The organism is Prauserella cavernicola (genome assembly GCF_016595675.1).
GTDB classification, from domain to species: Bacteria; Actinomycetota; Actinomycetes; order Mycobacteriales; family Pseudonocardiaceae; genus Prauserella_A; species Prauserella_A cavernicola.
In genome coordinates this window covers 1,151,018-1,176,974 of record NZ_JAENJH010000002.1, presented here as the reverse complement: position 1 = coordinate 1,176,974, position 25,957 = coordinate 1,151,018, and the positions used below count along the sequence as shown (strand labels likewise).

The 25,957-nt window shown below is 70.1% G+C and carries 38 protein-coding genes and 1 pseudogene; 3 read left to right on the top strand and 36 right to left on the bottom strand.

The genetic code is table 11. From position 1 onward, the window contains the following. Positions 1-2: 2 nt before the first annotated feature. The 16 genes from JHE00_RS12460 to JHE00_RS12385 all read right to left on the bottom strand — a co-directional run bounded on the left by JHE00_RS12460 (position 3) and on the right by JHE00_RS12385 (position 13,531). Complete coding sequence (locus JHE00_RS12460; protein ID WP_200318039.1) at positions 3-1,391, bottom strand: hypothetical protein; 1,389 nt, start codon at positions 1,389-1,391, stop codon at positions 3-5. After that, a complete protein-coding gene (locus tag JHE00_RS12455) occupies positions 1,388-4,264 on the bottom strand; it encodes a hypothetical protein (RefSeq protein ID WP_200318037.1) in 2,877 nt (958 codons plus the stop codon). The genes JHE00_RS12460 and JHE00_RS12455 overlap by 4 nt, the downstream gene beginning before the upstream one ends. 3 nt (positions 4,265-4,267) lie before the next feature. Beyond that, entirely contained in the window at positions 4,268-4,759 is a 492-nt protein-coding gene (locus JHE00_RS12450) for a hypothetical protein (protein WP_200318035.1), read from the bottom strand. Between the two features lie 190 nt (positions 4,760-4,949). Further along, positions 4,950-5,240: a hypothetical protein gene (locus JHE00_RS12445; protein ID WP_200318033.1), complete on the bottom strand. Its 291-nt coding sequence runs from the start codon at positions 5,238-5,240 to the stop codon at positions 4,950-4,952. After that, positions 5,237-5,581, bottom strand: a complete 345-nt coding sequence (locus JHE00_RS12440; protein ID WP_200318031.1) for a hypothetical protein — start codon at positions 5,579-5,581, stop codon at positions 5,237-5,239. Before JHE00_RS12440 ends, JHE00_RS12445 begins: the two co-directional genes overlap by 4 nt. A gap of 2 nt (positions 5,582-5,583) precedes the next feature. After that, entirely contained in the window at positions 5,584-6,030 is a 447-nt protein-coding gene (locus JHE00_RS12435) for a hypothetical protein (RefSeq protein ID WP_200318030.1), read from the bottom strand. Continuing rightward, entirely contained in the window at positions 6,027-6,401 is a 375-nt protein-coding gene (locus JHE00_RS12430; protein WP_200318029.1) for a hypothetical protein, read from the bottom strand. The genes JHE00_RS12435 and JHE00_RS12430 overlap by 4 nt, the downstream gene beginning before the upstream one ends. Beyond that, positions 6,398-6,769 carry a hypothetical protein gene (locus tag JHE00_RS12425; protein ID WP_200318028.1) on the bottom strand — a complete coding sequence of 124 codons (372 nt, stop codon included), beginning with the start codon at positions 6,767-6,769 and terminating at the stop codon, positions 6,398-6,400. The genes JHE00_RS12430 and JHE00_RS12425 overlap by 4 nt, the downstream gene beginning before the upstream one ends. Next, a complete protein-coding gene (locus tag JHE00_RS12420; protein WP_200318027.1) occupies positions 6,766-6,972 on the bottom strand; it encodes a hypothetical protein in 207 nt (68 codons plus the stop codon). Before JHE00_RS12420 ends, JHE00_RS12425 begins: the two co-directional genes overlap by 4 nt. Continuing rightward, a complete protein-coding gene (locus JHE00_RS12415; protein WP_200318026.1) occupies positions 6,969-7,277 on the bottom strand; it encodes a hypothetical protein in 309 nt (102 codons plus the stop codon). The genes JHE00_RS12420 and JHE00_RS12415 overlap by 4 nt, the downstream gene beginning before the upstream one ends. Positions 7,278-7,279: 2 nt before the next feature. Next, the gene (locus JHE00_RS12410) at positions 7,280-10,438 is read right to left on the bottom strand and encodes a phage portal protein (protein WP_200318025.1); all 3,159 of its coding nucleotides are present in this window, start codon (positions 10,436-10,438) and stop codon (positions 7,280-7,282) included. 41 nt (positions 10,439-10,479) lie between these two features. Beyond that, entirely contained in the window at positions 10,480-11,901 is a 1,422-nt protein-coding gene (locus tag JHE00_RS12405; protein WP_200318024.1) for a terminase large subunit domain-containing protein, read from the bottom strand. Positions 11,902-12,055: 154 nt separating this feature from the next. Beyond that, a complete protein-coding gene (locus JHE00_RS12400) occupies positions 12,056-12,409 on the bottom strand; it encodes a terminase small subunit (protein ID WP_200318022.1) in 354 nt (117 codons plus the stop codon). A 170-nt stretch (positions 12,410-12,579) separates the two neighbouring features. Beyond that, positions 12,580-12,768, bottom strand: coding sequence for a hypothetical protein (locus JHE00_RS12395; RefSeq protein ID WP_200318020.1), 189 nt, complete (start codon positions 12,766-12,768; stop codon positions 12,580-12,582). Then, positions 12,765-13,247 (bottom strand): DUF6221 family protein, encoded by a 483-nt coding sequence (locus tag JHE00_RS12390; protein ID WP_200318018.1) that lies wholly within the window; start codon positions 13,245-13,247, stop codon positions 12,765-12,767. Before JHE00_RS12390 ends, JHE00_RS12395 begins: the two co-directional genes overlap by 4 nt. Positions 13,248-13,249: 2 nt before the next feature. After that, positions 13,250-13,531: an HNH endonuclease gene (locus tag JHE00_RS12385; protein ID WP_200318016.1), complete on the bottom strand. Its 282-nt coding sequence runs from the start codon at positions 13,529-13,531 to the stop codon at positions 13,250-13,252. Positions 13,532-13,608: 77 nt separating this feature from the next. Here JHE00_RS12385 and JHE00_RS12380 point away from each other — a divergent pair, with 77 nt between their 5' ends. Together JHE00_RS12380 and JHE00_RS12375 are read left to right on the top strand one after the other, a co-directional pair. Continuing rightward, positions 13,609-13,887, top strand: coding sequence for a hypothetical protein (locus JHE00_RS12380; RefSeq protein ID WP_200318015.1), 279 nt, complete (start codon positions 13,609-13,611; stop codon positions 13,885-13,887). 110 nt (positions 13,888-13,997) lie between these two features. Then, the gene (locus JHE00_RS12375) at positions 13,998-14,513 is read left to right on the top strand and encodes a hypothetical protein (RefSeq protein WP_200318013.1); all 516 of its coding nucleotides are present in this window, start codon (positions 13,998-14,000) and stop codon (positions 14,511-14,513) included. Between the two features lie 25 nt (positions 14,514-14,538). Here the strand turns inward: JHE00_RS12375 and JHE00_RS35560 are convergent, their stop codons facing one another. The 18 genes from JHE00_RS35560 to JHE00_RS36065 form a co-directional block, all read right to left on the bottom strand. Then, the gene (locus tag JHE00_RS35560; protein ID WP_200318012.1) at positions 14,539-15,033 is read right to left on the bottom strand and encodes a RusA family crossover junction endodeoxyribonuclease; all 495 of its coding nucleotides are present in this window, start codon (positions 15,031-15,033) and stop codon (positions 14,539-14,541) included. Next, on the bottom strand, positions 15,030-15,275 hold the full coding sequence (locus tag JHE00_RS12365; RefSeq protein WP_200318010.1) for a zinc finger domain-containing protein: 246 nt from the start codon (positions 15,273-15,275) through the stop codon (positions 15,030-15,032). Before JHE00_RS12365 ends, JHE00_RS35560 begins: the two co-directional genes overlap by 4 nt. Next, a complete protein-coding gene (locus tag JHE00_RS12360; protein ID WP_200318008.1) occupies positions 15,272-15,505 on the bottom strand; it encodes a hypothetical protein in 234 nt (77 codons plus the stop codon). The genes JHE00_RS12365 and JHE00_RS12360 overlap by 4 nt, the downstream gene beginning before the upstream one ends. Further along, a complete protein-coding gene (locus tag JHE00_RS12355) occupies positions 15,502-16,335 on the bottom strand; it encodes a hypothetical protein (RefSeq protein ID WP_200318006.1) in 834 nt (277 codons plus the stop codon). Before JHE00_RS12355 ends, JHE00_RS12360 begins: the two co-directional genes overlap by 4 nt. Next, entirely contained in the window at positions 16,335-16,616 is a 282-nt protein-coding gene (locus JHE00_RS12350; RefSeq protein ID WP_200318004.1) for a hypothetical protein, read from the bottom strand. Before JHE00_RS12350 ends, JHE00_RS12355 begins: the two co-directional genes overlap by 1 nt. A 65-nt stretch (positions 16,617-16,681) precedes the next feature. After that, positions 16,682-16,948 carry a hypothetical protein gene (locus tag JHE00_RS12345; protein WP_200318002.1) on the bottom strand — a complete coding sequence of 89 codons (267 nt, stop codon included), beginning with the start codon at positions 16,946-16,948 and terminating at the stop codon, positions 16,682-16,684. Between the two features lie 5 nt (positions 16,949-16,953). After that, entirely contained in the window at positions 16,954-17,655 is a 702-nt protein-coding gene (locus JHE00_RS12340; RefSeq protein WP_200318000.1) for a hypothetical protein, read from the bottom strand. Then, positions 17,652-17,837: a hypothetical protein gene (locus JHE00_RS12335; RefSeq protein WP_200317998.1), complete on the bottom strand. Its 186-nt coding sequence runs from the start codon at positions 17,835-17,837 to the stop codon at positions 17,652-17,654. Before JHE00_RS12335 ends, JHE00_RS12340 begins: the two co-directional genes overlap by 4 nt. A 95-nt stretch (positions 17,838-17,932) precedes the next feature. Continuing rightward, a complete protein-coding gene (locus JHE00_RS12330; RefSeq protein ID WP_200317996.1) occupies positions 17,933-18,523 on the bottom strand; it encodes a hypothetical protein in 591 nt (196 codons plus the stop codon). Further along, positions 18,520-19,602, bottom strand: a complete 1,083-nt coding sequence (locus tag JHE00_RS12325) for a hypothetical protein (RefSeq protein ID WP_200317994.1) — start codon at positions 19,600-19,602, stop codon at positions 18,520-18,522. The genes JHE00_RS12330 and JHE00_RS12325 overlap by 4 nt, the downstream gene beginning before the upstream one ends. After that, positions 19,599-19,817: a hypothetical protein gene (locus JHE00_RS12320; RefSeq protein WP_200317992.1), complete on the bottom strand. Its 219-nt coding sequence runs from the start codon at positions 19,815-19,817 to the stop codon at positions 19,599-19,601. Before JHE00_RS12320 ends, JHE00_RS12325 begins: the two co-directional genes overlap by 4 nt. Next, on the bottom strand, positions 19,814-20,647 hold the full coding sequence (locus JHE00_RS12315) for a hypothetical protein (protein ID WP_200317990.1): 834 nt from the start codon (positions 20,645-20,647) through the stop codon (positions 19,814-19,816). The genes JHE00_RS12320 and JHE00_RS12315 overlap by 4 nt, the downstream gene beginning before the upstream one ends. Next, positions 20,644-20,847 carry a hypothetical protein gene (locus JHE00_RS12310; protein ID WP_200317989.1) on the bottom strand — a complete coding sequence of 68 codons (204 nt, stop codon included), beginning with the start codon at positions 20,845-20,847 and terminating at the stop codon, positions 20,644-20,646. Before JHE00_RS12310 ends, JHE00_RS12315 begins: the two co-directional genes overlap by 4 nt. Continuing rightward, positions 20,844-21,149 carry a hypothetical protein gene (locus JHE00_RS12305; RefSeq protein ID WP_200317988.1) on the bottom strand — a complete coding sequence of 102 codons (306 nt, stop codon included), beginning with the start codon at positions 21,147-21,149 and terminating at the stop codon, positions 20,844-20,846. The genes JHE00_RS12310 and JHE00_RS12305 overlap by 4 nt, the downstream gene beginning before the upstream one ends. A 190-nt stretch (positions 21,150-21,339) precedes the next feature. Continuing rightward, positions 21,340-21,534 (bottom strand): hypothetical protein, encoded by a 195-nt coding sequence (locus JHE00_RS12300; RefSeq protein WP_200317987.1) that lies wholly within the window; start codon positions 21,532-21,534, stop codon positions 21,340-21,342. Continuing rightward, positions 21,522-21,830, bottom strand: a complete 309-nt coding sequence (locus JHE00_RS12295; RefSeq protein ID WP_200317986.1) for a hypothetical protein — start codon at positions 21,828-21,830, stop codon at positions 21,522-21,524. Before JHE00_RS12295 ends, JHE00_RS12300 begins: the two co-directional genes overlap by 13 nt. Continuing rightward, the gene (locus JHE00_RS12290) at positions 21,827-22,069 is read right to left on the bottom strand and encodes a hypothetical protein (RefSeq protein ID WP_200317985.1); all 243 of its coding nucleotides are present in this window, start codon (positions 22,067-22,069) and stop codon (positions 21,827-21,829) included. The genes JHE00_RS12295 and JHE00_RS12290 overlap by 4 nt, the downstream gene beginning before the upstream one ends. Before the next feature lie 486 nt (positions 22,070-22,555). Next, the gene (locus tag JHE00_RS36065) at positions 22,556-22,780 is read right to left on the bottom strand and encodes a helix-turn-helix transcriptional regulator (protein ID WP_200317984.1); all 225 of its coding nucleotides are present in this window, start codon (positions 22,778-22,780) and stop codon (positions 22,556-22,558) included. 162 nt (positions 22,781-22,942) lie between these two features. Between JHE00_RS36065 and JHE00_RS12280 the strand changes: the two genes are divergently transcribed. Further along, positions 22,943-23,326, top strand: coding sequence for a hypothetical protein (locus JHE00_RS12280; protein WP_200317983.1), 384 nt, complete (start codon positions 22,943-22,945; stop codon positions 23,324-23,326). Between the two features lie 328 nt (positions 23,327-23,654). On the opposite strand, the gene JHE00_RS12275 is transcribed toward JHE00_RS12280, so the two are convergent. Together JHE00_RS12275 and JHE00_RS12270 are read right to left on the bottom strand one after the other, a co-directional pair. Beyond that, positions 23,655-25,046 carry a recombinase family protein gene (locus JHE00_RS12275; RefSeq protein ID WP_200317981.1) on the bottom strand — a complete coding sequence of 464 codons (1,392 nt, stop codon included), beginning with the start codon at positions 25,044-25,046 and terminating at the stop codon, positions 23,655-23,657. A gap of 29 nt (positions 25,047-25,075) precedes the next feature. After that, a pseudogene (locus JHE00_RS12270) lies at positions 25,076-25,954 on the bottom strand (ATPase, T2SS/T4P/T4SS family); the annotation flags it as partial. Positions 25,955-25,957: the final 3 nt, after the last annotated feature.

Below are 25,957 nucleotides of genomic sequence, written 5' to 3'. Positions count from 1 at the left end.
CCTCACGGGACGATCACGTCTTCGGGGTCGGCGATGCGGTCGAGCACGTCGGCGTAGGTCGGCTCGGTGGCGAGCAGGTCGGCGTAGGTGGCGAACGCGGCGAGCAGGTCGGCGTAGAGCACGGTTTCGCCGACGAGCGTTCCGGGCGGGGCGGCGACCTCGGTCAGCGGCAGCTCGAGGAACCGGCGCAGCGTGCGCTTGCTGTGCTTGTCCGTGCTGATGTCGCCGATCACCGCGTACATGCCGGGGAACGGGCAGCCGGGTGGCACGTGCAGCAGCACCGGCTCGCCGGTGGCGAAGCAGTAGTCCAGGTCCTCGGCGAGGTCGAGGTTGGCGGCGGTGATGGTGAGCGGGTAGCGGCGCGAGCCGCGCAGGTCGGTCACCGCGACCGGCAGCGAGCGGGACACGACCTCGAACACGCCGCCGCGGGCGGGCCGGGTGATCTGCCCGAAGTCGGTGACTACGACGCGCCGGTTCAGGTAGGGGCGCTGCACGTTCTTGATCCACACCCCGGTCATGGCCGGCGTGACGGTGGCCTGCTCGGCGGCGAGCCGGTCGGCGGGCCGGAACGCCACGGTGACCGCTCGGGACACCGCGGCCGCGCCGCCGGAGACATCGAACACGCCGGGCACGACGTTGACCTGCGTGCTCTGCACGAGGTAGCACCAGGCGATCCCGGCGTCGTCGCCGGTGACGCTGGAGGGCTCGCCGATCTCGGTGACCGGCATGCCCACGCCTGCCCAGTCGTCGGCCTTCCACCCGGCGATGAGCACCAGGTGCCCGTCGCCGGGCACGGTCAACGGCGGGTAGGCGATGTTCTGGCCGCTGGTGTTGATCTGGGTGTTGGCGGTGGCCGGGGTGAGCGCGGCGTTGCGGAACGCCGCGCACTGGGCGAGCGTGTCCGCGCCGGCCACACCACCGGTGAAGCCGACGGTCGGCGCGGTGTCGCCGGGCAGGTAGCGGCGGCCGAGCAGGGCGGCGTTGCCGACCTCGACCAGCGTGCTCCAGCCCGCGGGGACGACGGGGCGGCCCGCGGTGTTGCGGATCGCGGTCCAGATCAGCAGCAGGTCGCCCTCGAGCAGCCCGGTCGGTAGCGGCGGGGTGAGCGCGGCGTTGACCCCGGCGGCCGCGGCCCCGGCACCGACGAACGACACCGGCGCCGAGTCCACATAGGACGCCCTGTAGTGGTTGGGCACGCCCGGGGTGAACTCGTAGTCGTCCAGCGAGCCCGCCCCGGTGGTGAGGGGCACGGTGTCGCCGCCGCGCACGGTCGACCAGGTGATCAGATCTGTCGAGCGCTCCACCCGCGCGTAGTCGGCCGCGGCCGGGGCGCCGGTGATCGACAGGCGCACGCGCGAGAGGTCGTCGGCGTAGGTGGCGGTCAAGGTCATCGGGCGGCCCCCACTCCCTGGCTGGCGCGGCGCCGGGTGTCCCGGTCGCGGGTGGTGACCTCGGTGCGCACGATGTCGGTGAGCTCACGGTCACCGATGAACACCCGCACCTCGGTGATCTGCTCGGTGGGCGTGCTCGTCGACGAGCTCCCGGCAGTGGCGGTCTGGCCGGTGACGGGCAGGGCGGCGGCGTCGAGGTAGCCGCGGGTGACCACACCGGAGCCGCCGACCCGGGCGGCGATGGCCGGCGCGATCGCGGCCGCGGTGCGCAGCACCTCGGTCAGCCCGGAGTCCAGTCCGGTGGTGAGGCTCTGCATGATCGCCCGGCCCTGCGGGATCAGCAGCCGCCGGTCCTTCTCGATGGGGCCCTTGACCGCGGCGATCTGCGAGGCGATCCCGGCGGCGAAGCCGAGCACCCCGGGCAGAGCGGCCTGCATTCCCACCCGGAGGCTGGACATGATCGCCGAGCCCTGCGACCACAGCGACATCCCGGAGAACGCGTTGCGCACGCCGCTGGCGGCGTTCTCGGCACGCTTGCGATTGATGTCGCCCTGGCGCCTGGTCTCGGCCACGATCCGCGCCCACGCGTTGTTGTTCGCACCGGCCGCGCCGTTGACCCCGCCCGCCCACCAGGCGCGCGCGTTGTTCGCCTGCGTCTTCGCCGACAGCGCCGCCGACCGGGACTTGTTGCCGGCGTCGCGGGAGATCCGGTCCCAGATCGTGGCGTTGCCCGAGCCGGTGGCCGACAGCTGCGACCACCACCCGTTGCGCGTGTTCGTCGCCGCAGTCGTGGCGCTCGAGGCCGCCCAGAACGCCTTGCCCCGCACCTGATCGGCGATCCCGGTCCACGCCAGCGTGTTCCCGGACGCGGTGGTGCTCATCGCGGTGTTCCAGAACGTGGGGATCTCGCCGGCCTTCTGGCCGATCGTGGCGGTGATCTCGCCGGCCTTCTGCGTGGTGGTGTTGGCGACGGTGGTCCACGTCTGGGTGGCGGTGTTGCCGAAGTCCGTGAGCCCCTTGCTCGCCGAGGTGATCTTGGGACCCCACTCGTTGACGATCAGGTTGGTCATCTGCTCGCCGGTCCAGGCCACCGTGTCCTCGACCCGGGCGGAGAGCCACCCACCGGTGATCTCGTCGGCGATCGCGTAGCCGAGACCGACCCACCCGAGCGCCTTCAGGCCCTGCGAGAACGCCCCGCCGAACTGCCGGGCCGCGCTCGGTCCCTTCTTCTTGCCGCCCTTCTCGGTGCTCTCGACCACGCCACCGACGTAGCCGTTGCCGTCGCGCCTGCCGTCGGCCCTCGAGTTCCGCCATGAGAACGCGCCCGCGATGGTCGAACCGATGCCCTTGAGCCTGCGCGCGGCACTGGCGAACGTGGCCAGCGCGGCCGCGGCGACCAGCACCTTGATGCCGAGCCCGTCGGCGGCCGTGGTCAGGTCCAGGGCCAGGCCGATGAGCGGGCCGATGAACTCGGCCAGCGTCTCCAGCGCCGGGGCCAGGTCCTCCTCGACGAAGTTCGCCAGGGTGTCCACGGCGCGGCCGAGCGGTCCGATGATCGGCTGCAGCAGCGCCAGCGCGGGCTCGAGCAGCGAGGTGATGATGCGGGAGCAGTCCTCGAGGATCCCGCCGAGCGTGCGGAACACCTCCTGGCCCTCGGCCGACTCGACGAACTCCTTCAGTGTCTCGATCGCCGGGCCGAGGACCCCGCCGAGACCGGCGCCGCCCTCCTCCAGGGCGGCGAACACGCTGCGCACGGTCGCCCACACATCGCCGAGCACGTCGCCGATCTCGCGGAAGGTGTCGATGCCCTCCTGCATCCACTCGCGCAGCTGGCCGGATTCCTTGGCCTGCTTGATGAACTCCGCGAACCGCTCCCCCGCCGCACCGGCGCCCTCGGTGAGGTCGGCGAACACCTCGCCGCCCACGTCGGCGATGTCGAGCAGCGCCTGCCCCACCGGGGCCAGGAACTTCCCCAAGTTCCGGACGGTCCTCGACGAGGTGAGCAGGATCCGGTTCAACGTCGTGGTGTTGCGGCCCTGCTTGAGCATGGCCGTGAACCCGGTCGCGGCGTCCGACACACTGGCCGCCACGGCGTTCAGGCCGGTCTCGGTCTTGGGCAGGGCCTCGTTGAGGTTGTCGACAGCGGGCCGCAGCCCACGCTCGAACGTGCCCGACACCGCCGAGCGCAGCCCGTCCAACGTCGGGGTGAGGCGCTTGAACGCGCGCTCGATGCCCTCGCCGCCGAGCTTGACCGCGACCAAACCGGCGACGGCGGCCGCGGCGATCCCGGGCAGCAACCCCAGCGCACCCGAGGCCGACGCGATGACGCCGGCGAGCCCGGCGACGAGCCCGATCACGCCGTTGAGTGCCGCGCCGACCAGCGCCAGCCGCAGGAACGCCCCACCGAAGCGGGTCACCATCCCGCGTGCCCGGTCAGCCGCATCACCGACCCAGGTGATCGCCGCCCGCAGCCGCCCCGACGAGCGGCGCGCCTCCTCGGCCTGGCGCACGGCTTCCTGCTGCGCCTCGCCGTACTGGCGAGTGGCCTCGGCGTGGGTGGCCTGTGCCGCGGCCACACCCCGGGTGGCCTTGGCCACCGCCGCCTCGGCCGCGGCGAGCGTCGAGGCCTTCACCACCGCCGCGTCGCGCACCTCCTGCAGCCGAGCTTGCGCGACCCGCAGCTTCTCGGTGGCGTCCGCCTCACCGTCATAGGCGCGGCGCACCCGCGCCGCGGCGTCGGCGATGTGCTTGTTGTAGTCGGTGACGCCGCGCGTCGAGGCGCGCAGCTCCTCACGCACCCGGTTCGCGGCCGCCCGCAACCGGTCCGCGGTGCCGTCGAACCGGATCCGGATCGTCCGCTGAGAGTCGGCCATGAGCTACCCGCCCCGACCGAACTTGCGGGCGATCTCCGATGCCGCCGCGTTCCACTCGCGCGCGATCCTCGCCTGGTTGGCCTCGATCACCGGGAAGAACCAGTAGGCGTCCTGCCCGCCGTGCGGGCGGTACTGGCGACCGGTGGCCTCCCGGAAGCGAGGCGCACCGAACCAGCCGGAACGGCGGTTCATGCCGAACACCGAGCCGAACAGCAGCGCCCACGCCGGTGCCTTGTTACGGCCGAGGCGCTTGGTGCCACCGGCCTCGACGACCGGCACCCGGTCGCGCCGCGCCTTGACCGTGCCGGCCACGAGCGCGGCCTGCGCGCCCTCCGCACGGCCACTGAGTGCCGCGTCCTCGGCGAGCACCGTCGCCAGCGCCATCGATCGCTCGCGCAGCTGCTCGTTGGCGTCCTTCGGCATCGCCTGCAGCGCCTGCAGGGTGTCGCGCACACCGTCGATGCGCATGCGCACGGTCAACGCTGTGCCCGCCATCCGTGCGCCCTCCTCCGTTAGCCCGACAGCTGCATTCCTGTCGGGCCTCCGGCCCCGGGCGCACGATCACCGCGTGCGTCGGTTCGCTGCTTCAGCACGTCCAGCGCGGTGAAGAGGGTGCGTTCGTCCTCGTCCCACCACGCGCTCGGTGCGGTGTTGGTCGCTATCGCCAGCTCGATGACGAGCCGCGCTAGAGACCCAACTGGGTAGGGTCCAGCTCGTCGTCGTCTTCGTCGTCCGAAGCCCGGTCGACCTCGAGGTCGAAGGCCTGCTCGAACTCCTTGAGCGGCCCGCTGTACTCGCCGAGGCGGCGGCTGGCGTACCAGGCGATCTTGTAGAGGTCGACGATGTGCATGTCGTCGACAAAGCTCCCGAACGATGCGCCCTTGGTGGTGCGCTCCCAGTTCAGGACGTCGCGGCTGTTCGTCTCGATGTCAATCGCGTCGCCGTGCTCCGGCGTCAGCGTGATTTTCAGCTTCACAGCGAGAAAACTCCCCTTGTCACGTCGGCCACAGCCGAGTAGTCCACATAGGCCCGACCGGAGTCGGGCTGCCCGGTCGGGCGGCCAAACGTCGTCTTGCTGAACGGGCCGATCAGTCGACGGCCACCGGCAGGAACCTGCACGGCGAGCTCGTCGACGGCCAGGCCGTCCACGGTGAGCGGTGTCTGCACCGTGACCGTCACCGGCGAGGCACCGGCGTTGTCGACCATGAGCAGCACCCGGCCGGTGTCGATCACGTCACCGTCGACGGTGGGCGCCGTCAGCTCCGGCTCGACTCCGGTCTTGACGATTGGCTGCGTGAGCACGTTCGCGCGCGCCATGACTAGGCCCCCGCGCCCATCGGCTCGTAGTACAGGCCGTCGCCGAGGGTGCCGACGATCGGCAGCGTGACCTCGGTGATTTCTGTGGTGCGCGCGTCGCCACCGACAGGGCCGGGCTTGATCTGCACCCGACCGCGCCACCGCTTGCCCTCGGGCAGGTTGGGGTGGTGATCGAGTACGAAGTCAACAGTCTGGTTGGCGTGGGTCCACAGGAAGTCCGAGAACCCATCGCTACGCCAGTCGGAGAACGCCGTCAGCTGCAGCGTCGGCTCGTCGTCGGTCTCCTCGATGAACGAGTTGTCGCCCTCCTCCGAGCCGCTGCAGTAGGTGTACTGCCGATCGCCGTCCTGGGTGCCCGGATCCAGGGTCCAGGACCGGATCTGGCACTCGAACGCGATCCCGTCGACGGTGAAGTTGATCAGCTTGAGGCGGCGCTGGTGAACGCTCATGTCAGGCTCATTTCTACGGTGATCTCATAGCAAGGAAGGTCGGCGTTGCCGACCGGGAACATCCCGGGCAGAGCGCTGGTCGTGACGGCGTCCTGCACCTCGGACAACGCGGCGGCGACGCGGGGAACGAACTCCCACAACCGCTCCAGCGACCGATCGTCGTTGGCTACGGCCACGTACACCACACACGTCGCGCTGGTGGGCTGGGCGAGCTCACCGAGCGGGAGGTAGCCGTCCCAGTCCAGCCGCGGCGGCCCGATGATCGCCGCTGGTGGGTCCACGTTGGACCCCAGATCACGAGTCACCCGCAGATCGCCCACTGTTGCCAACGCCGCCTCGAGCCGCTCGGCGGCTTCACGCACCAGGCTCATCCGATGACCGCCTTGGCGTAGCGGCCGATCCGCAGCAATTGCTCGATGTCCGGGTCGAATGAGGGCACCCGCGTGCTGCCGAGCTCACCCATCGCGATCAGCGCGTCGGGCGAGCGCCGGCGCGTGTGCCAGCGGAACGCGAGCCGCATCGTTCCCAGGATCAGATCGTGGGTGGGCGCGGGCAGTGTGGACTCGGGTTCGCTGTCGTAGTTGAACCGCGGCCGCCGAGACCGGACGAACACGATCGCGGCATCGAGTACCTGCTGCAGGCGCACGTCGTCGCGGGTGTCGTCCGGTTCGATCTTCTGGTCGATCTTGATCTGTGCCACGGTGGGCGGCCAGGACAGGGCCGGTGCCGGTTCGGTCATAGCGCGGCCCTCACGCAGCAGTCCTTGGCCTCCAACAGCTTGCGCAGCCCCGCGGCCAGCTCCGGACCCTCCAGCCGTGCCGCCATGAGCTCGGCGAGCTCGGCGAAGGGCTTGGACACCTCCTGCAGGTGCGCGGGAAGGTGCTCCCACGCGAAGAACCGCATGAGGTTGTCGATGCTCGGGTGCCGCGGGGCCGTCATCACCGCGCGCTCGATTCCGGCGCCCAGCCGTCGTCGGTGAGCACGTGGCCACCGGCGCGCACCGGCGCACCATCGCGGCGCACGACCTTGTAGGTGTGCACGGGTACGAAGGCGCTGGGCTCGGCCAGAGCGGGCTCCGGCTCGGCCCCGGCTGCCTGCTGCTCGTCGGCAGCCGGGGCCGACTCAGCCGCAACAGGTTCCGGTGCGGCGCTGGTGGGCTGCGGAGCTGACGCGGCCGCCCCCTGCGCGGTCGCGGCCTGCTCCGGAGCCGCGGCGGCGGTGCTCGTGCTCCGCTTGCGGGCAGCCATCGTCACTCGCCCCGGGTGTGGCGGACCGCGGAGAGGCCGACCGGGCGCAGCACGCGGGACGCGAAGTACCCGAACAGCGCGAGGTCGACGTTGGCCGGGCCGTTGCGCTCCTCGTAGCGGAACGTCAGCAGGCCCGACTCCCACGCCCACACGTCGGCCTGGTTGAACATGAGCGCGTCGGCGTCGCCCGCAGCGTTGCCGGTCATCGACCAGCACGGCTCGAACACGAGGTTGTCGATCACCCACGCCTGCCCGGCCACACCGGTACCGGCCGAGTTCGAGGGGTTGGCCGGCGGCAGCAGCGGGCGCCCGTCGTTGTCGACCGCGGTGGCCAGCGCGCTCGTGCCCTCCTGCGAGAGGTAGCCGCGGGTCGGTCCCGCGAAGCGGCGGAACGGGTAGAGCGCCTCGGCGCCGCGAATGCCGGCGATCAGCTCGCGGCCACCGAAGGTGCCCTCAGCAGCCGAACCGCCGGTCGTGGCGGAGGCCTGCGCACCGGAGGGGGTGAAACCGGCGGTGATGGGGCCGCCCTGGCCGTTGGCGCCGTTGACCTCGGCGTAGACCATGCCCTCGGTCTGCTGGCTGTAGGACTCGCCCATCGCCTGCATGGCGATGGCGTCGATGGCCGGGTTCGAACTGTCGACGATCTCGCGCGTGAGCTGGAAAGTGCCCGAGATCGCGCGCGGGGTGACGGTGACGACGTCCAGTTCGAGCGTGCCGGGACTGGGGTTGGTGCCCTCGGTGTGCTGGCTGCTCATGCCCGATGCCGAGGTGAACGACGGGATGGTGAACGGGGTCGCGTCCTCGAGCGCGCCGCGCGAGACACCGTTGACGAGCGGGCGGCCGCGCATCAGCTGCGTGACGTAGAGGTCGGGCCGGTAGCCGGGCGGGATCACGGCGGCCGCGTTGGTGGTGTTCGCCGCGAACATCACGGACGCGGCCTGCTTGGCGATGTCGTCGGTCTGCGCCTCGAACTTGCGCAGCCGCTCGCGGGCCTCGGAGTCGTACTCGCGGTGCGCGCGCCAGGAGTCGCGCACGAGCGAGTGGCCGTAGCCGTTCATCGAGTAGACCGGCGCTTCCTGCGTGACCACGGCACGGCCGGCGGGCACGACCTGACGTTCGTGCTGCTGCTGGAACGGCAGCTTGGCGAAGGCCTCGGCGACGGCGGTGGCGACGGCCTCGCTCATGCCCGCGGTGAACTGGGCCATGTCGACGGTGGGCGCGGAGGCCTGCACCGGCGCGGCCGGAGCGGCGGGCGCGGCGGTGGTACCGGCGGCCGGAGCAGCCGGGGCGGCGGGCGCGGCAGCGGGCTGCTGCTCGGGAGCCGGTGCGGTCATGGTGCTGTTCTCCTTTGCTGTCGGGGCCGATGCCCCGGGCGAGGTCTGGGATGCGGTCACGGACGTGATGCGGGCGGTGTCGAACGAGGGCATCGGGGTGATGCTGACTTCACGCAGGGACGCGCGGCGGACCAGGCGCACGCGCTCGTCGGCGGGGTCGGGCTGCCAGTCGTCGGACTCACCGTCGAACCACACGCCGATGGACAGGCCGTCGAGCACGCCGTCCTCGGCGAGGGTCAGGATCGTGTCGCCCTCGGCGCCGCGGGCGACCTTGAGCGTGGCCACCAGGCCCGCGTCGGTGGACTGCAGCGACGTCGCGACACCGACGGCCTGGTCGTAGTCGTGATCGCGGAACATCTTCACGCGCGAGACATCGGACCACACCAGCGAATCCGGCGGGAACTTCCACAACGCCCACCCCGATCGGGCGATCATGTTCCACGGCACCGCGAGCCCGGTGATGGTCCTCTTCGCACTGTCGACGGCGAACTGGGCCGCCACGGCGTCGCCACCGAAGGTGAAGGTCTGCAGGGCCGTGCCGGTCTCGGTGCTGGCGAACTGCGCCGAGGGCACGTGCGCGGGGGCGGGGGCAACGCGGAGCGGGCGCGGGGCCGACTGCTGCACGGTGGTCTCCTCGTCGGGGGTGTCGGCCGGCCGCGGCGCGGGCTTCGGCGGGGGCTGCGGGACAGCGCTGGGGATGTTCTCGATCTCGGCGATCCGCTGGTCGTTGTAGACGCCGACCTCGCGGCCGACCTTGTAGGTCTCCATGCGGGTCTTGGTGTCGCTGCGCAGGAACCCGGCGTAGTCGAAGCGCACGAGGTGCCCGCCGGGCACGACGTCGGGCATCGACAACCGGGTCTCGATCGCGCCGACGTAGGCGGCCAGGGTGAAGTCGACGAGGTCGAGGCGGCGCTGCTCGGCGTTGGCGTAGGTGCGCGAGGTGGTCGACACCCCGAGGTCTTCCGGGTCGACACCGGCGTGCCGGGCGATCTCCAGCACGATCGCGTTGCGCGACGAGGCGAGCTGCAGCTTCTCGGGGTCCCACTGCAGCACGTTCGCCTTGAGCGCGGCACCGATGTAGCCCCACGAGCGCTCAGAGCGGGCGGTCTCCCACTCGTCGAGCAACGGCTGGATCTCATTCGGGTCCTGGTCGGCCATGCCCTCGGCAGGGCTGAAGTAGCCCAGCGGCAGCGGGTCCCTGGTGTAGCGCTCGGTGGCCTGGTCCAGCGCGATCGCCATTCGGATGGCCCGCGCGGCGGACTTCAGCAGCGGCTCGTTGGGCGAGTCGATCCGGATCAGCTCGGCGTCGGGCACGTGCTCCTCGGCGATGCCCTGCGGCCGACCGTCCTCACTGGACACGTACACGCGGGCGTCGGTGCGCACGGTGACACTGCGCGGTTCCAGGCGGCGGACCTTGGTGGGGAACCCGTGCCAGCCGAACTCGGTGATGCGTAGCCAGGAGACACCCTCGAACAGCATGTCCTCGGCGATGCGGGTCATGGTGACCGAGCGGGCAACGTCGCTCTCCGGCTGCTCGAGCAGATCGGAGCGGATCGCGTTCCGGGTGGAGTCGTGCAGCCGGATCGGCAGGGTGCCGAGCGTGGCGCACACCAGGTCTCGCGCGCGCTTCACCGCGCCGACGGTCAAGGCCTCGGCGCGGCCGACGCGGGGCGCGAGCGGGCCCGTCGTCGATCCGCCGCGACGGATCATCTCGGGCGCGTTCAGCTCGAAGGCGACGTTGTTCGACGTCAGGTGCGGGGGGCGGGGACGACCGGGGGCCGGCGCATCGCGCCAGCCCCCGCCGAACACCGTCCGCCACAGCCCCACACGACCGAGACTAGCAGGAAGATTTTCGGTCAATCTGTCAACTAGCCGGACGATTTCCCGTCTGACGCGTCACTGGTTCGGCGTCCACGCAAAATCACCGGTTTCGGCGGTGGCTTCGGCACCGGGAGCGTGCGCGCCAGGTGCACCGCGCCGGCCGCGGCGTAGATGCCGCTGACATGGCCGGCGCCGTGCCGGGTGAACACCCACGCGTCGCCACGCGGCAGCTTCTCGGCGCCACCGGCCTGGGCGTTGAGCATCGGGTCGTCGGAGTGCAGGACCTGCCCGGACTTGACCAGCTCAGCGAAGCCCATGCACACCGCGGGCACGTCCCGGCGGATCGCCTCAACCTCGACGTCCTCGGGTGGCCAGTCCTCGCCCTCGGCGAGATCCGCCGCGACCACGGCGGCCGGGCCGTTCGGGAACCAGCCCAGCTTGCGCGGCCGCACGAGCGCGACCAGGCCCTTGACCTCGGCGCGCATGTCCTTGACCGCCGTCGGCCCGGACCAGGCGTGCACCGGCTCGATCCGCACCCTGCCGTCGGGCAGCTGGGCGGCGGCGAGCAGTGCGGCGTGCTGTTCGTCCATCGACACGTCGACAACCAGCGCCAGTTGGTCACGCAACTCGGACAGGTCGCCGGGCACGTGACCTTCGGCCCAGCCCGCGGCACTGATGGCCGGGTTGAGGTTCGGCACGTCCATGCACAGGATCTCGGTCAGGTACTGCGCCAGCTCCTCGCCGCCGTTGCGCTTCGCGCGCCGCGCGTCGGCGAGCAGCGAGCGCAGGCTGATGCGGCGGCCGAGATTCGGGTTGGACTGGGCCAGAGCATGCGGGTCGTCCGGCTCTGAGCCTTGCGGAGCGCTCCACTCGAACAGCCCCAGCTCGGGATCGCCGTCGGCGCGCATCGTCTCGCGGCCGGTGACCTCGTTGACCTCGACGGCGTCCTTACGCAGGGAGTTGAGCACCACGGCGCGGGCGTCGCCCTTGTTCGTGATCCCGAACGCCTGCGCGTCGGGTACAGCGTTCATCGCGTTGTAGGCAGCGTTCCAGGCGGCCCACGAGTCGTGCTCGCGCAGCTCGTCGAGGATGAGCTTGTGCACGGTGAGCGACCGGCCGCCCTTCCTGTTACTGGCCGCGATCTTGTAGCGAGACCTGTGCCGCTTGCCCTTCACCGTCCGGGCGATCGTCAACGTCTGCTCACCGTTGGCCTTGCGGATCCCGCCCTTGGGGACCTCCTCGGCCAGCTCCTCGATGGACTCGACGAGCTCGACGGCCTTCTCCCACGACTCGCGCGCGTAGTCGAGGTTCGTCGAGGTGCCCAGCACGAGCCCGACCTGCATCACGAACAGCCAGTACAGCGACAGCACCACCAGAACGTGCGTCTTGCCGTTCTGCCGCGCGACGATCACCAGCACCTTGCGGAACCGCGGCCGCCCATCGGGCAGCAGCTCGCCCGCGTGGATCACCAGCCACCGCTCCCATGGGTCCAGCGGCTGCTCGAGGATGTCGCGGGCGAACTCGTCGACGGCGAACCCGTAGGAGGTCGCCGGCGTCAGCGCGCACCCGCAGCCACACGGCCCAGGCGAGCCGGTGACCAGTGGAGGCGTGAACAGCCGCGGTTCAGTCCGACCCAGTACGTCCGGCGTGGTCTCCGCGGAGTTCGATGAGCTTGGCCTTCTTGGTGCTTCCACCACCGTCGTCAAGGGGCGCACCTCCCTTCGGCAGGATCGCCTTGCGCGCGGCCGGCGTCGCGCCGAGCGACTCCAGCACCGCGAGCATCGCGCGGCCCAGCTCGGCGACCGTGCGCCCGCTGGTCTCCTGGTCGATCGCCTTCGCCAGCCGCCGCGTCAGCGACGCGGCCGCCTTGTCCTGCTCCTCGAGCTTGAGTTCCTTCAGCGTCGCGTTCACCGCGGTGTAGACCGCCTTCGACGTCGCCGCGGACTTGGCCCTCGGCGCGCGCTTCGCCGCGGTCACCGTGCACCTCGCGTGGTGTGCAAAACATGCGGGGAGAGAGAGGACATAGGGACTCGGGGTGTCCGCCGGCCGGGGACCTCGGAAAAACCGCAGGTCAGGGGTTCGACCACTGTGGACTGTTGTTCGCGCAGGTCAGCGGCCTTTCGGGCTTGACTCTTCATATCGCTCCCTCATTCCACGTAGACGCAGTCAGTGGCGTAGCCGACGACTCCGCCCATCTGGATGGCGAGCTGGGCAGCTTCGAGGTAGGACGACGCGGCCACGTCGACGCGTGCCCACTGTGCGACGGTGACGCCCTGCTGGAGAAGTTCGTGTGTCGTGACGCCTACGTCAAACTCCCACGTCATCTCGGTGGTCACGGCCGCCACTCCTCGCGGTAGTCCGAGTGGGAGGCGTACGGCAGAGCGAGCAGGCGAACGGTCCGACACGGACCATTCGGCACATCGCTCCGGCTTTTGAAATGCGAGTGCTTCGGCACGCACACCCCACACACGGGCAGTTCGCTGTACTCCTCATCACCATCGGCGAGCCAGCCGATATCGCGCCACAGCTCTGCGTGTTCGTCGAGGATGCGCCGCTTGGACTCGATGTCATCCAGGACGGCAGCGGGATCATGCCGTGCGATGTGTACCGCCTCGAAGTAGCCCAACGTCCCAGTGATGTGCTGCAGGCGCTCCCCATGGACGACGGCAACCGTGCCGCCCCACACTGCATCGTCATCGGCCCGGTAGATCTCCCCGGTGTCCTGGTCTCCCGTCCATTCCGCGGAGGAGCAGAGCCGGGCTGAGTTCTCGTCCTCGTCGAGCCGCGCGCGCAGGAACTCAGTCAGTTCGGCCATGGTCACCACCTTGTCACGGGTCGGGGCTCAGGATCGGGCTGTGCGCTGGGATCGCCGATGTCCATATTGCACTTGCGGTGTGCGGCGACGAGGTACGCGGGGTCGTCGCCGTTGACCTTGCCTCGGGTGTGATGGACGGACGGGGCCTTGGGGTCGCGTCGTCCGTTGCGGGTCGGGTCGATGGGCTGGTGGCACAGCTGACAGATCCACCTGTCGCGGTCGAGGACGAACAGTCGGATCTTGCGCCAGCGGCGGGTGCTTCCGCCTTCCCATGCGGTGCTCACCTTCCCTCACTAATCCTTGACTTTACTGGGTATTTCACCCTAGACTGATGGCACAACTTCAGAGAGGAGGTGAACACATGGGAGACCTGGGAACGGCGATCATCACCGCGATGCGCGATCAGGGTTGGCTGCTCATCAGCGGCACCAACACTCTCGCCTGCTACCCGCCCACGCGGGACGGCGAATCGCTCAAGTCGATGGTGGTCCCGACCGTCCTGCTCCAGCAGGGTAACGAGCGCCGATTGGGCGTTCTGCTGCTCTCGCTGATAGCCGTGTACGGACTGCAGTGGCCTTGGCCGCCGGAACCGTCCGACGGGGCGCAGGGTGGCGAGACACCGCGACTCGACTGGTGGTGATCGCGTGAGGGCTGGCCGGGGGTGAAGGAAGCACCCCCGGCCAGCTTGCCCAGGGTACCCGCCGTTCGATAATCCTTGAATCAAGTCAAGTCCAAGCGCATTATGGGAGCATGACGATGTGGAGTTTGACGGTGACGGCCGCGCTTGATCGCGCGCCCTCCCAGCACGAGACCATGCAACTCGGCCGCGAGATCGCGGGCGAGGACCTGGTGATGGTCGGCATCCAGGACAACCGCGTCTCCTGCGTGGTGTCCAGCGAGAGCGTCGACGGATTCGGCATCCTGCAGGACGTCATCGACAATTACGAGCAGACGATGGCCCACCACGGGTTCACGGTGCTGTCGTGGGAGTCCGCCGAGGTGTTGTCCGAGGCCGAGACCCAGCGGCGCATCGAGGCCGCGGCCATCCCGGCCATGGTGTCGGCGACCGAGTTCGCCGAGCTGTGCGGGATCACCAAGCAGCGCATCTACGAACTGGAGACCGAACGCAAGAAGACGGTCGAGCAGGGCAAGACGAGCCGGTTCCCGACACCGGTCGTGCCGGGCTACTGGCTCCGCTCGGCCGCCGAGCACTACGCGAAGAACCGTCCGCGCCGCCCCGGCCGGCCGCGCAAGGACCAGCCGTAGGGGCACCGCGCTGCTGCCGTTCACGTCAGGCCACTGCGCGGATGGTGATGTGGACGCCGGAGGCTTCGACCTGTGCGCCCGAGCCTCCGGCGTAGCGCTTGACGGCGTGGAGCTCGACGACCTGCGAGTCGTCGCCCCACACCCCGGCGCTGCCGATGGCGTCGAGCACGGCGCGCACGAGCTTGTCGATGTCGGGCTTGCCGGTCGGCGCGACGGGTGCGTTGTCGCGCAACAGGTGCGCGTTGCGCCCGGTGCGGTAGTGCGACTTCGGACGCGGCATGACGAACACCAGATCGACGTCGACGGAGCCGTCGAGGCGCGGCCGGTCAGCGCCGACGAGCGCGTCCCGAATGTCGCCGCGCCAGGTCTTGACGTGCTGCGACACCTCCATCTGAACGATCTTGCCGCTCTGCTTGTGGTGGAAGGCGCGCTTGCTGCCCTGGGGACGCGGGATGCCGGGCACGAACACGGCGGGGCTCACCGCGGCCACGTGCTCGAGGTCGGTGGGTGTGAGGGTCACGGTGTCTCCCGGGGAGGTTGGCGGGCGTCGTGGTAGCCGGTCATGGGTCTGCGGCGGCCGCGGCTGGCCTGGACGGTGCAGGGCTGGTTGGGTCCGGCTCCGCAGGGTGGCCACGGGCAGTGGCGTAGGCGCGGGTTGTCGCGGGTCTCGGCCTTGTCCGCGTTGGCGGCCTGGCCGTTCCAGAACAGCGCGGCGGGCGCCATCCCGGTCGGGGCCTGGCCGCGAGCCTTGCGGGCGGTCACGTCGGTCTCGCCGCGCGCCACGCCTCAGCAGCGGCGCACACGGCCGCGATGCGCTGGGCGCCCATGCCGGACACGTCCGACAGCTGCGAGCCGGTCGGGGTGGCACGGTGCTCGTCGACGAGCTCGGCCAGCTGCTCGGTGGTGGTGATGCCCGCCCGGCGCAAGGGGGCGGTCTGGTGGAACGTCAGGCCGTATTCGTGCAGGGCCTGGACGTCGGTCGCGGTGGTCATGAGGCCTCGCGCTTCGGGGTTAGGCGGCAGAGTGCGCACGTGGCGGACTTGCCGGTGATCGGGTGGAGGTGCAGGCCTCCGTCGGTGCCGTGTTCGCAGCGCATGCGAGGGTCGGCGATGGCGGCTTCGATGTCGCGGGTGACCTGCCCGGCGCGCTCGGTTTCGCTGGTGTCCCAGGCTTCCGCGGTGAGGCGTGCGTCTCGGCAGGCCCGACAGGGTGGCGGGTCGTCGTCGCCGAGGTGGCGGTCGCAGCGGTCGGCCGGTCGTGGCCCGTCGAGGGGTTTCGAGGGGGTGGGGGTTTCGCCGTCGCGTTCGGTAGGTGAGTGCCCCTCCCCAAGGTGACCATTGGAAGGGACGGGACCGGGAACGGGACCGGGACCGGGTGTGTTGTGACTCCCGTGTGGAGTCTTGCGTGAGTCCACTGTGGTGTCTCCGTTGGTGTCCCGTGGGGACACTTCGGTGGACGTTCCGGTCTTTCGTTTCCGGCGCTGCTCGGCCTTGCGTTCCCGCCACGCCTCGCGCTCGGCCTCGACGGTGGCGCGGGTGGGCTGGTAGTCGGCCCAGTCGTGGAACATGTAGCCGGACTCGCCGTCGACCTCGGTTCGGTTCCACAGGCCGACGTCGACGAGCCGCTTGGCGTAGCGGTGGCGCGGGTCCCACAACGTGACCTGTTCGTCGGGCACGAACCCGTCGGCGACGTTGGTGTCGACGTTGTCGGCGCACCAGGTTCCGGCGAGCTCCCACAGTCCGACGGCGGGCAGCTTGTCCCGGCCGAGTTTGCGGACCTTGGGGTGACGCCAGAACGAGTCGTCGCTCTTGAACCAGGGCATCAGGCGGGCACCTTTCGTGCTGGGTGCGCCGCGAGGCCGAGGCGGTCTCGGATCCTCGCGGCCGTGTAGGTGGACATGCGTGTGTGCGTGGCGATCTCGACGTCAGACCAGCCGGTGAGCCAGAACCGGTAGATGAGCTGGTCGACCTCGGCGGGGTCGACGAGTGCGAGCGCCTCGGCGGGCATCTCGCCGCGCCAGCACATGCCGCGCAGGACCTGCAGCGACATGACGCGCACGGCGGGGCGGTCCGGTATGGCGTAGCCGTGGACGTGCAGGCTCACCGGGGCTCCGTTCGTCGGCAGGGTGCTGGGCCGCCCCGCGCACTCCTCGGGGCGGCCCAGCGGGCTTACGGGATCTCGGCGGCCGCCGTCGCGCCGGGCACGTGCACGAGCACCACGGGACCGGAAACGGCGAGCAGCAGCGGCCACGACAGCGGGCGACCGCAGGGGGTCGCCGGGAACCACCGGTGAACATCGGGCGGGGTGATCCGCCACGGGTGCTCATCGGTCTCGCTACGGCGTTGCCAGGCGTGGCCGGTCGAGGCGATCACCACCGAGCCGGGCGCGGGCTCGACGGGCAACTGCGGGGTGAGGACCGCCGGGAGTGTGGGCATGGCCTCTACTCGCCGTGCTCGACGGGCAGCGCGGCGGCGTGCACTTCGGCGCTGGGCTCTGCACCCTCGTTCGGCTGGTCGTTCCACCCGCCGAACGGGGTGATCACTCCGCGGTAGTGCGGGCCGATCTGCACGAGCGCGCGCCGCGTGTGGTGGTACCGGTAGAGCTGAACGGCCTCGCCCCGGGACCTGGCGACCTTCAGGAACGGCGCCAGGCGAGCGGCGGTGTAGTCGTGGCGCGGCAGCGACGGGGTGTCCTCGTCGACGACAGGGGGTGTCTCGAGCGCAGTGAATACGCGCGGGAACTTCGCGGCCGGCCCTTCGGTGAAGCGCAGGGCCAGGCCGTCACCGAAGAGGTCGGGGTCCTCGCAGACACGGATCTCGTTGAGGTCGCGGCGGATCTCGACGGCGTGGTCCTTGTGGCTGGTGGCCTTCGGTTTGAACGCGGCGATGACGGCGCGCACGTCGGTCAGCGGCCACAGCATCGGGTGTTCCATGAGGCCGTAGGCCTGCACGTAGGTGTGGCCGATGGCGACGCCGCTCGTCGAGGTGCCGACGAGCAGGTCGGTCACGCCGACGTCCTCGCCGAGGTAGCCGCGGGCGGAGTTCAGCAGGATGCCCTCGGATGCGGCGCCGCTGCCGAACGCGGCGGTGTGCGCGAGGTCGCCGAGTAGCTGCACCAGCCGCACGGTTTCGATGCGGATCAACGGGTTCTCCTTCTGTGGTGATTGGCGTTGGGGCACGTCGCGAAGTGCGCGAGGTGCAGTCGGGTGCGGCGGGCGCGGGACATGCGCGCCTGGCCGGAGGTGAGCACGGCGGCGACGAGCAGCGCGCCCTGCACGACGAGCAGGACGTTGCCGTTGCTGGCCGGGTCCGCGTTGACGGGCATGCGCTCGCCCTCGCGGGTGGTCGCCCACAAGATCCGTGCGCGACACGACTTGCACGTGTCGCGGAACGGAGCCAGGGCGACCCCCGCGGGCGGTGTCACGACGTGGCTTCTCTCGCGGCCTCGGCGGCGGCGACGACACCGGTGACGTCGCGCAGCGGCGCCTCGGCGTGACCAGCTGCGTCCGTCCACCGCTGCGCCTGACCGCCCGGCTCTGCCTCGTTGCCCCAGGCCCATCCGGTGGTCGTGCGGTAGAGCCAGGCCCAGCTCGTCTTGCTGTCCTCGTCGTAGAGCACCCGCACGTCGGCGGGCGGCTCGTCGTCACCCGGGTTCCAGGTGCGCGACCACGAGGCGGCTTCCTCGTGCTCGGTGTAGGCCACGTGGTCGCCGAGGTGCCCACGCCACCGCGAGCAGACGAACGATCCGGACGGCTTCTGCGCGGCGCATTTCCCCGGCTGCTGCACCTCCGGGTAGGGCGCGCTGTCGATGTCGGCGACCTTCGCGGCGAACAGACGGCCGAGCTCGTCGAGCCGGTCCACGAGCTGGCCGAGCCGATCAGCGACCGCGAGCGTGGCGTGAACGTGCGCGGCGTCGAGCTGGTATCGCTCGGCGGGCGTGCCGTAGTCCGGGATCCCCGCGGCGGAGTCGAGCTTGGTCACGGCCCGCTGGTACTGGTCGAGGTCGCTCACTGGGCGCCGCCGTTGTCGTCGCCGTCCTCGAGCTGGGCCAGCACAATGTCGAGCGTGCGCTTCGGGTCGTCGCTACCCAGCGCGCGGTCGAGCATGTCGATCACCTGCGACGCTTCGGCGCGCGTGAGGTCGCTCGACGATGCGAGCCGCTGGTTGATCAGCAGTCCGACCACGCGCAGCTTGTCGTCGCGGTCGGTGATGCCGAGCTCTCCGAGCTGGGCATGGAGCTTGTTCTGCTGGTCGCGGGTGACCTTGCGCTTGTCGTCTCCCGACGCGACCGGCTCGCGGGCCGTCGTGTCAGCCACGGGATCGGGGTCGTCGGCGTGCTCGTCCTCGCCGGGCAGCGGCGGCCCGGCGTTGGCGGACTCCGGCTCGGCCTGCGCGCGGCGAGCGGGCGGGGCGACGCGTTCGGCAGTCGCCCGTGTGGCCGGCCTCGCCTCAGCGGTGGTGCGGCGCCGGGCGGTGCGCTTGGGCTGTTCCTGCTCGGCGCGCTCGACCTGGTCGTCCTCGATCTCCTCGGCGACGTAGGCGATACCGAGGATGGCGTCCGCGGCGATCAGGCGGGCGCACTCGGCGGTGGCGCGAGCGACGAGCATCGCGCCGGGCTGTTTCTTCCAGTTGTCCTTGGTGTGCAGTCCGAGCCCGCGCGCACGGTCGATCGTCCATTCGGAACGCTCGATGCGGTCGGACCCGGCGCGCTTGCCGGCGACGATCGCGCGGGCGGAGGTCTGCTCCTCAACCCAGATCTGGTGTCCGTGGGACTGCACGATCGCGCGCAGCGTGATGGCACGGGGTGCAGCGGTGCCCTGGATGACGTCGAACGAGCGCAGCGCGCCGAGCGGGGACAGGCCGACCTCGGCACCGGCGAGGATCGCGGCTGCGGCGTCGTAGGGCTTCTCGCGGAACCCCTGCGGGCAGAACGGGGTGGAGACCAGTCCCTTGGCCAGGTGCATGGCGGCGTCGGCGCTGTGCGCCCACTCGACGAGCGCGGCGGCCTGCGCGGGCAGTGCCGACGAACGCGCGGCGGGCGCCGCGACGGCAGCCGTATCGGGCTGGAACGGGGCGATGGCGGTGCTCACAGGTGGCTCACTCCTGAACTTGTGCGGAGGTGGGACAGGGTCTTGTTGGCGGCCATGTGCACCAGCTCGCCGACCTCGCCGAGGTCGGCCCCGGCGAGCCGGTCCGGCACGGTGACCTCGGCGCGGATGCGCACGCCGTCCGGGGTGCTGATGGCGGACTCGAACCGCCACTCGGGATCGACGATCTCGGCGTCGACAACGCTCTCGGCGTTCACGCGGCGGCCTCCTCGCGCAGGATCTCCAGGCGGCGGCGCGGCACGCTGCGTGGCGGCACCGCGGGGTTGCCGACGAGGTCGCGCGAGCCCTTGTCGAACTCGGCGACCTGCTGCGCGTACAGCAGCTGTCGGTGCTGCACGGGGCCCGCCGTGACCGGGATCAGGTCGGCGCCGTCTGCGCGGACGTGCACCGCGGCGCACCCGTCGACCGGGATCATCGGCTGCTCGGCGCCGTCGGGGTCGACGTAGGTGTCGGCGTAGCGGTACCCGGCCAGCTGCAGCGCGGTCTCACCGAAGATCCCGGACCGGTTGGTCTTGAGGTCGACGAGCAGCCGCGGGCACTCTTTGTCGATGCCCGGCACGCCGAGCGGGAAGTCGGCGATCAGGTCGAGGGTTCCGGCGTAGCCGTGGCGGTGCGACATGACGGTGATCTCGATGTGCACCGGCTGCACCTGCCAGGCGTCGAGGAACGCTACGTAGGACTCGACGTGGCCGGCGAGCTCGTCGGGCACCTCGACCTCGTCACCGCGCACCAGGCGCTCGGCGAGGTTGTGCACCTCGGTGCCGCGCTTGGCCGCCCGATCCTTCTCCTCGTAGCGGGCCTTCTGCAGCTTCTCCAGCCGTTTCGCCGGTGACAGCTCGCCGAGGGCGGCCCAGTTGTCGATCGCGTATTCAGCGGTCGCCTTGCCCGCCCAGTTGATCAGCGCGGCCTTCGGCAGGCCGCCGGACAGGATCGTGGTCACGCCGGGCACTCGGGTGCCGTTGGCGTCGACGTAGTGGTGTCCCCGGGCGGTGTCGACGCGCCGGATCGGGGCGGTGTAGTTGCTCATCGGGTCCTTTCAGGACTGTTGTCGTGGGTGGTGTCGTCGGTGTCGGTGGTCTGGATGCGGCCGGTGAGCAGGCACGGCCGGACGCGGCGGTCGGTGTGGTTCACGAGGCGGCCGCGCGGGAACACCTCGACGTGGTGGGCGGCCTGGCCGCACTCCTCGCACGGAAGGTTGTGCGCGGCGATGATCTGGTCAGGGGTCACGAGGCGCGCTCCGTGCTGCGGTGCCGGTGGATCGCCCGCTCGAGCGCGCCGAGCGACATGCCCATGCGTTCGGCGGCCGCGCGGCGGGTGAGGTTCTGGGCGGCGAGGAACGTCCAGTCCTCGATCACCTCGACCCCCGGGCGAAGCTGGCGCGGGTACGCGGTCGCGTTGCCGGCCCTGAGTTCCCGCTGGTAGCAGCGGTTGTGCATGCCGCGCCCGCAGCGCCGGTCTCCCCACCTCACGGTCTTGTCGTCGTGAGCGGCCATCGGCTCGCCGCACTTGCGGCACACCTGGCCGCTCACGACACCCACCGCCGGGCCAGGGACCGAGCACGAGCGCGGGTGTGGCCTTGGCTGCGGAGCCTCAGCCGGTACTCACGGCGCCGACGGCGCCGGTCCGCACCGACCGCGGCACCGGCCAGCAGCCAACCCGCCAGCACGGCGAGGATTGCGGTCGCGAGCAGGACGGCCGCGGCCAACATCTGTGCGGATGTCACGGCAGCAGCACCTGCCCCAGCCACACCAGCGTGTGGATGACGAGGTACAGAGCGGCGAAGGCCAGCGGGGCCGCGACGAGCGGGCACCCCACGCCACCGGCCGGTGTCGGGGCGGCCGAGGCCACCTCGACGCGACCGGCCTCGCGCCCGTCCTGCCGCTCCTCCCACCGCGCGCCCATCACCGCGCCCACTGGTTGTCGTCGATGTGGCCGAGCTGCCCGACGGCGGGCAGGACCTCGGTCGGCTCGGGCAACGCGTGCCGTCCGCTCGGATACGGGTCGGTGTAGGCCTCGCGCGGCGGCTCCGGATGCCACGCCGGTTCGTCCTCCGGTGCGTCGGGCAGCGGGTCAGGCTCGCGGCCTGCACGCACGTAGTCGATCAACGCGTCGCGCTGGGCGAGCATGTGGAAAAACGCCCACGCGCCGAGCCCGAAGCCGGCCGCGGCGACGAGGGTGAGGGCGAGCAGGAACCAGGCCACGATGGTCATCGCGTCTCACCGCCGTGCAGGGGCACGAGGATGTGGCCGCGGGCCTCGATCTGCGCGCGGCTGGTGTCCTCGACCCGCACGGAGTGCGAAAACTCCGCGCGCAGCGAGGTCTCCCATACTCCTGGCGAGATCTCGCGGTAGTAGTGGCCATCGGGCACCCGCTGCGGGCAGCGGTAGACGATCGGCACGTCCGCCAGCTCGGCCGCCGCTGGGGCGGCGATAACCTGTGCGTACGCCATAGAGGCACTTCCTTTCGTGATGGATGGGTTGGTGCTGCGGCGTTCAGCGGGGCCGGTGTTCCAGCACCGGCCCCGCGCTTGTTCTGGGACCGCTCGCTCGCCGGCATGTGATCGACTTAGGCCGTCGACGGGCAGGAAGGTCACGCCGCGCCGTTGGTTCGCTGCGGAGAACTTGGGGTTGATATCTGCTCGCGATAGGGAGCGAGAAGCGCGAGGATCTTGCTGGCCTCGACGTCGGTTAGGTCCCGGTGCTTGCTCGCGTCTTCGGCGGCCGCGGCCCGGATCTCCTCGACAGTTCGGCACAGCCGGGAGGGGCGGTGCGGCGACTTCTCGCTACACCTCGCCTGAACCGTTGCATCGGTTGCAGATGGTTTCGCCTTTGCGCCGATCGTTGGGATCGACAGGGACGTAGCCTTCTCCGTTGCATCGGCCGCACGGCACAGGCTTCGGTTTGGGTCCGGGTTTGCGCCCATAGCCAACCACCGGTCACGCGGCTCGATCGTGGACCGCTGCGAGGAGTGATTCCCGTTTGACGCGAAGCACTCGGCACAGCGCTTTGAAGTTTCCCGGGCTCGGGGACTGCCGCCCGGCCTCCCAGTGCCCGACCGCGGAGCGGTCCACGCTGAGCTTGCGTGCAAGCTCATCCTGGGTGAATCCAGCGAGCTCACGGGAGCGCCGGATGGCCGTCCCATCGACGGATGTTGATCTCATGGGTCGTCACGCTAGATCACGTTTACTCACGCAGGCAAGCGTGAAACGCCACAGTTCGGCCCTCTAACGTGATTATACGTGAGCTTGTAACGTCTAGACCTGCCAAAACGACGTTCGCCGTCGGCTGGACACTCACGTTTAATCACGCCAGACTGACATGCCATGAGCAACTACGAGGACGGTTCACTTGGCTGGTGGATCGACGAGCGTCGCGCCGAGCTCCGCTTGACGTGGGACGAGCTCGCAACGAGGGCAAACCTGTCCACGGAGACCTTGTTCGCTGCCGCACGCGGCCGGCCGATGCGCACGACGAACCGATCCGCCCTCGAACGCGCCCTCGAATGGACGAACGGGGACATCAACCGAATCCGGGCCGGGCAAGAGCCACGCGTCCGCGACGTCGCCGAACCCGCACGTGACGGTGACCGCGAGGCCGAATTGCAGCAACTGCGCGAGATGGCCGAGACCCTCGAAAAGCAAGCTCACGAATTACGCGAACGGCTCAACCAATTGAGCCATCCGAGTGAAAAACGGCGGGCACAGTAACGGTAAAGGAGTTATTACAGCGCTTTGACCAGCGCGAACGGTCATTTAGGGTCAGCCGATAGGGGGAACTAACCAACGCGTCCCCTTGAGTGGAGGAAAGCGACCCCGCAATGCCCGACCGTGAACTACTGCAAGTCGAACTAAAACAAATCGAAGACCAGCTACGGCGAGTCCGCGACAAGATCGACCAGCTGGAACACGAGCAGCCACGGCCACCTCCGCCGCGGCGGGCAAACCTTCGACTCGTCTCGAACAGCAAGGCGGGCCCGGGCATCGCAGGCGGGCCCTGCGCCCGAGAGTCGCGTCCGAACCGCCATCGAGGCGCTTCCTAACCCGGTACCCGGATTAGCTTCACAGAGTCGGGATCGAAACCAGGTCCTCGCCACGTCGCCGGCAGAACGACTACGCGGAACAACGCACGGATGACCTCGGCCCGAAGATCGAGCGGTAACGCATCCCAACCCGCGCGATCCATGCCAGCCGCACGCAACAACAACCTGTGACGGGTGCTCAACGACTGCTGAGACCGCAGATCATCGATCTTCGCAGAGAAGGCCGCGAGCGACTTCGCGATGAGAGCAGGATCGATGTCGGGGTGGTCGACGAGTTGCTCAAGCTGCTTCTTCGCGGCTTCGCGACGTCGCTCCAGCTGCGCGATCTCCTTACCGACCTTCGGATCCGCATTCGCTGCCTCAGCTAATCGCTCCTTGAACCGCGGCCGGTTGAGCACCGCGAGCACCTGCGTCACCACGTACTCGTCGAGGTGCTCCGTGTTCCGACCAGCACGCTTGCACTGTCGGCAGTAGTAGATTCGCGAAGTCTTGCGGTTCCGTCCGCCGGTCGGCTTGCTACTCAGCGTGCTGCCGCAGTTGTAGCACTCCGCGACACCCGTCAGCAGGTATCGACGGGCACGCCCCTGGTACGGGAAGAGCTTGGCGTTCCTGGCGAACAACGCCTTCACTTCCTCCCAGAGCTCCACTGAGATGATCGGGGCCCAAGCCCCCTCGTAGGTCTGTCCTTGACGTTGGATCAGGCCGACCACACGAGGCGCTAGCAGCACGTTCTGCATGGCTCGCGGATCCCAGCGGTTCCCCATGCTGGTTGTGGAGCGTTCGTTCAACCAGGCCACGACTCCGGCGATCGTCTGTCCCGCGACCAGCCGCTCAGCGGCCTCCTCGACGAGCACGGCCTCGTCTGGGCGATGCGTAACCTTGTCTGCCTCGAATCCGAACGGACGCCGTCCACCGCCCGCAGGCAGGCCCTTCTCGGCGCGCCTTTCCCATGCATGCTTGACACGCCTCGATGTGTCGTCGCTGGCCTTGCACGCCTGCGCTGCCTCAATGCGAAGGACGAATCTGTCGTCCGGACTGTTGAGGTCCCTAACCCCGGACACCGATGCCAGTTGCAGGCGGCGCTCGTCGGCAAGCCTCAGCAGCAACTCAAGGTCCCAGGGCTGACGTACGAGGCGGTCTCCGTGGTAGACGATGATGCCGTTGACCTGGTTGTTCTTGATCGCTTCGAGCATCGCGTCCCAGCCCCTGCGCTTGCGATTGCGCTGCCAGGCCGAGACGGAGTTGTCCTTGTAGATGTGGTTCTCGCTCACTCGCCAGCCGTTACGCTGGGCCAACGCGCGGGCGTCCAACTCTTGCCGATCGACGTTTTCCAGTGATCCGTCCGGCGCCCAGCTCAGTCGACAGTAGATCGCGGCAGTCACGGTCATGCTCGGAGTATAGGTACTTGACAACGGTGTAGCTCGCACACCTCCTGTCCCCGGACCTCGCCGACGACGAGCCGGTCGGGGCGCATGCGCAGCGCCTCGCGGACGAGTTCGCGCAACGTCACCTCGCCCGCACCCTCGACGTTCGGTGGCCGCGCGACGAGGCGAACGAACTGTGGATGCGCGGGTTGCAGCTCACCCGCGTCCTCGACACAGACGATGCGCTCCGTGGGCGCCACCTCGCCGAGCAGCGCGGCCAGGAGCGTGCTCTTGCCGGAGCCGGTGGCTCCGGTGACGAGAAACGCGAGCCTGGCCGACACGAGTGCGCGGAGCAGGACGAGCCCATCGCCGCCGACCGTGCCGAGCCTGCGCAGCGCGCGCAGGTCGTGCACGGCGGGGCGCAGGACCCGCAGGGAGAGACAGGTGCCCTCGGCCGCGACCGGCGGCAGCACCGCGTGCAGGCGGACCCGGCCGTGCGGACCGCTGCCGGGAAGCCAGCCGTCGACGAACGGCTGGGCGTCGTCGAGTCTGCGCCCCGCGGCGAGCGCGAGCCGCTGCGCGAGCCGCCGGACCGCCTCCTCGTCGGAGAAGCGGATCTCGGTGCGGCGCAGGCCGTTGGAGCCATCGATCCACACCTCGTCGGGTGCGGTGACTAGTACGTCGGAGACGCCGGGATCGGCCAGTAACGGTTCCAGCGGTCCGGCCCCGACGAACTCGTGCCGCAGCAACCTGAGCGCGTCGAGGATGTCGAGATGCCCCGCGACACCACCGGTTTCGGCGCGAACCGCGTCGGCGACCGTGCGGGGATCGGTACCCGAACCCGCTCCGGCGATTCGCCTGCGCACGCGCTCGACCAGCTCCGTGTCGGTCTCCGGCCGCTCCTGTCGTGAGTGGACTGTCGTGCCATCCATCGT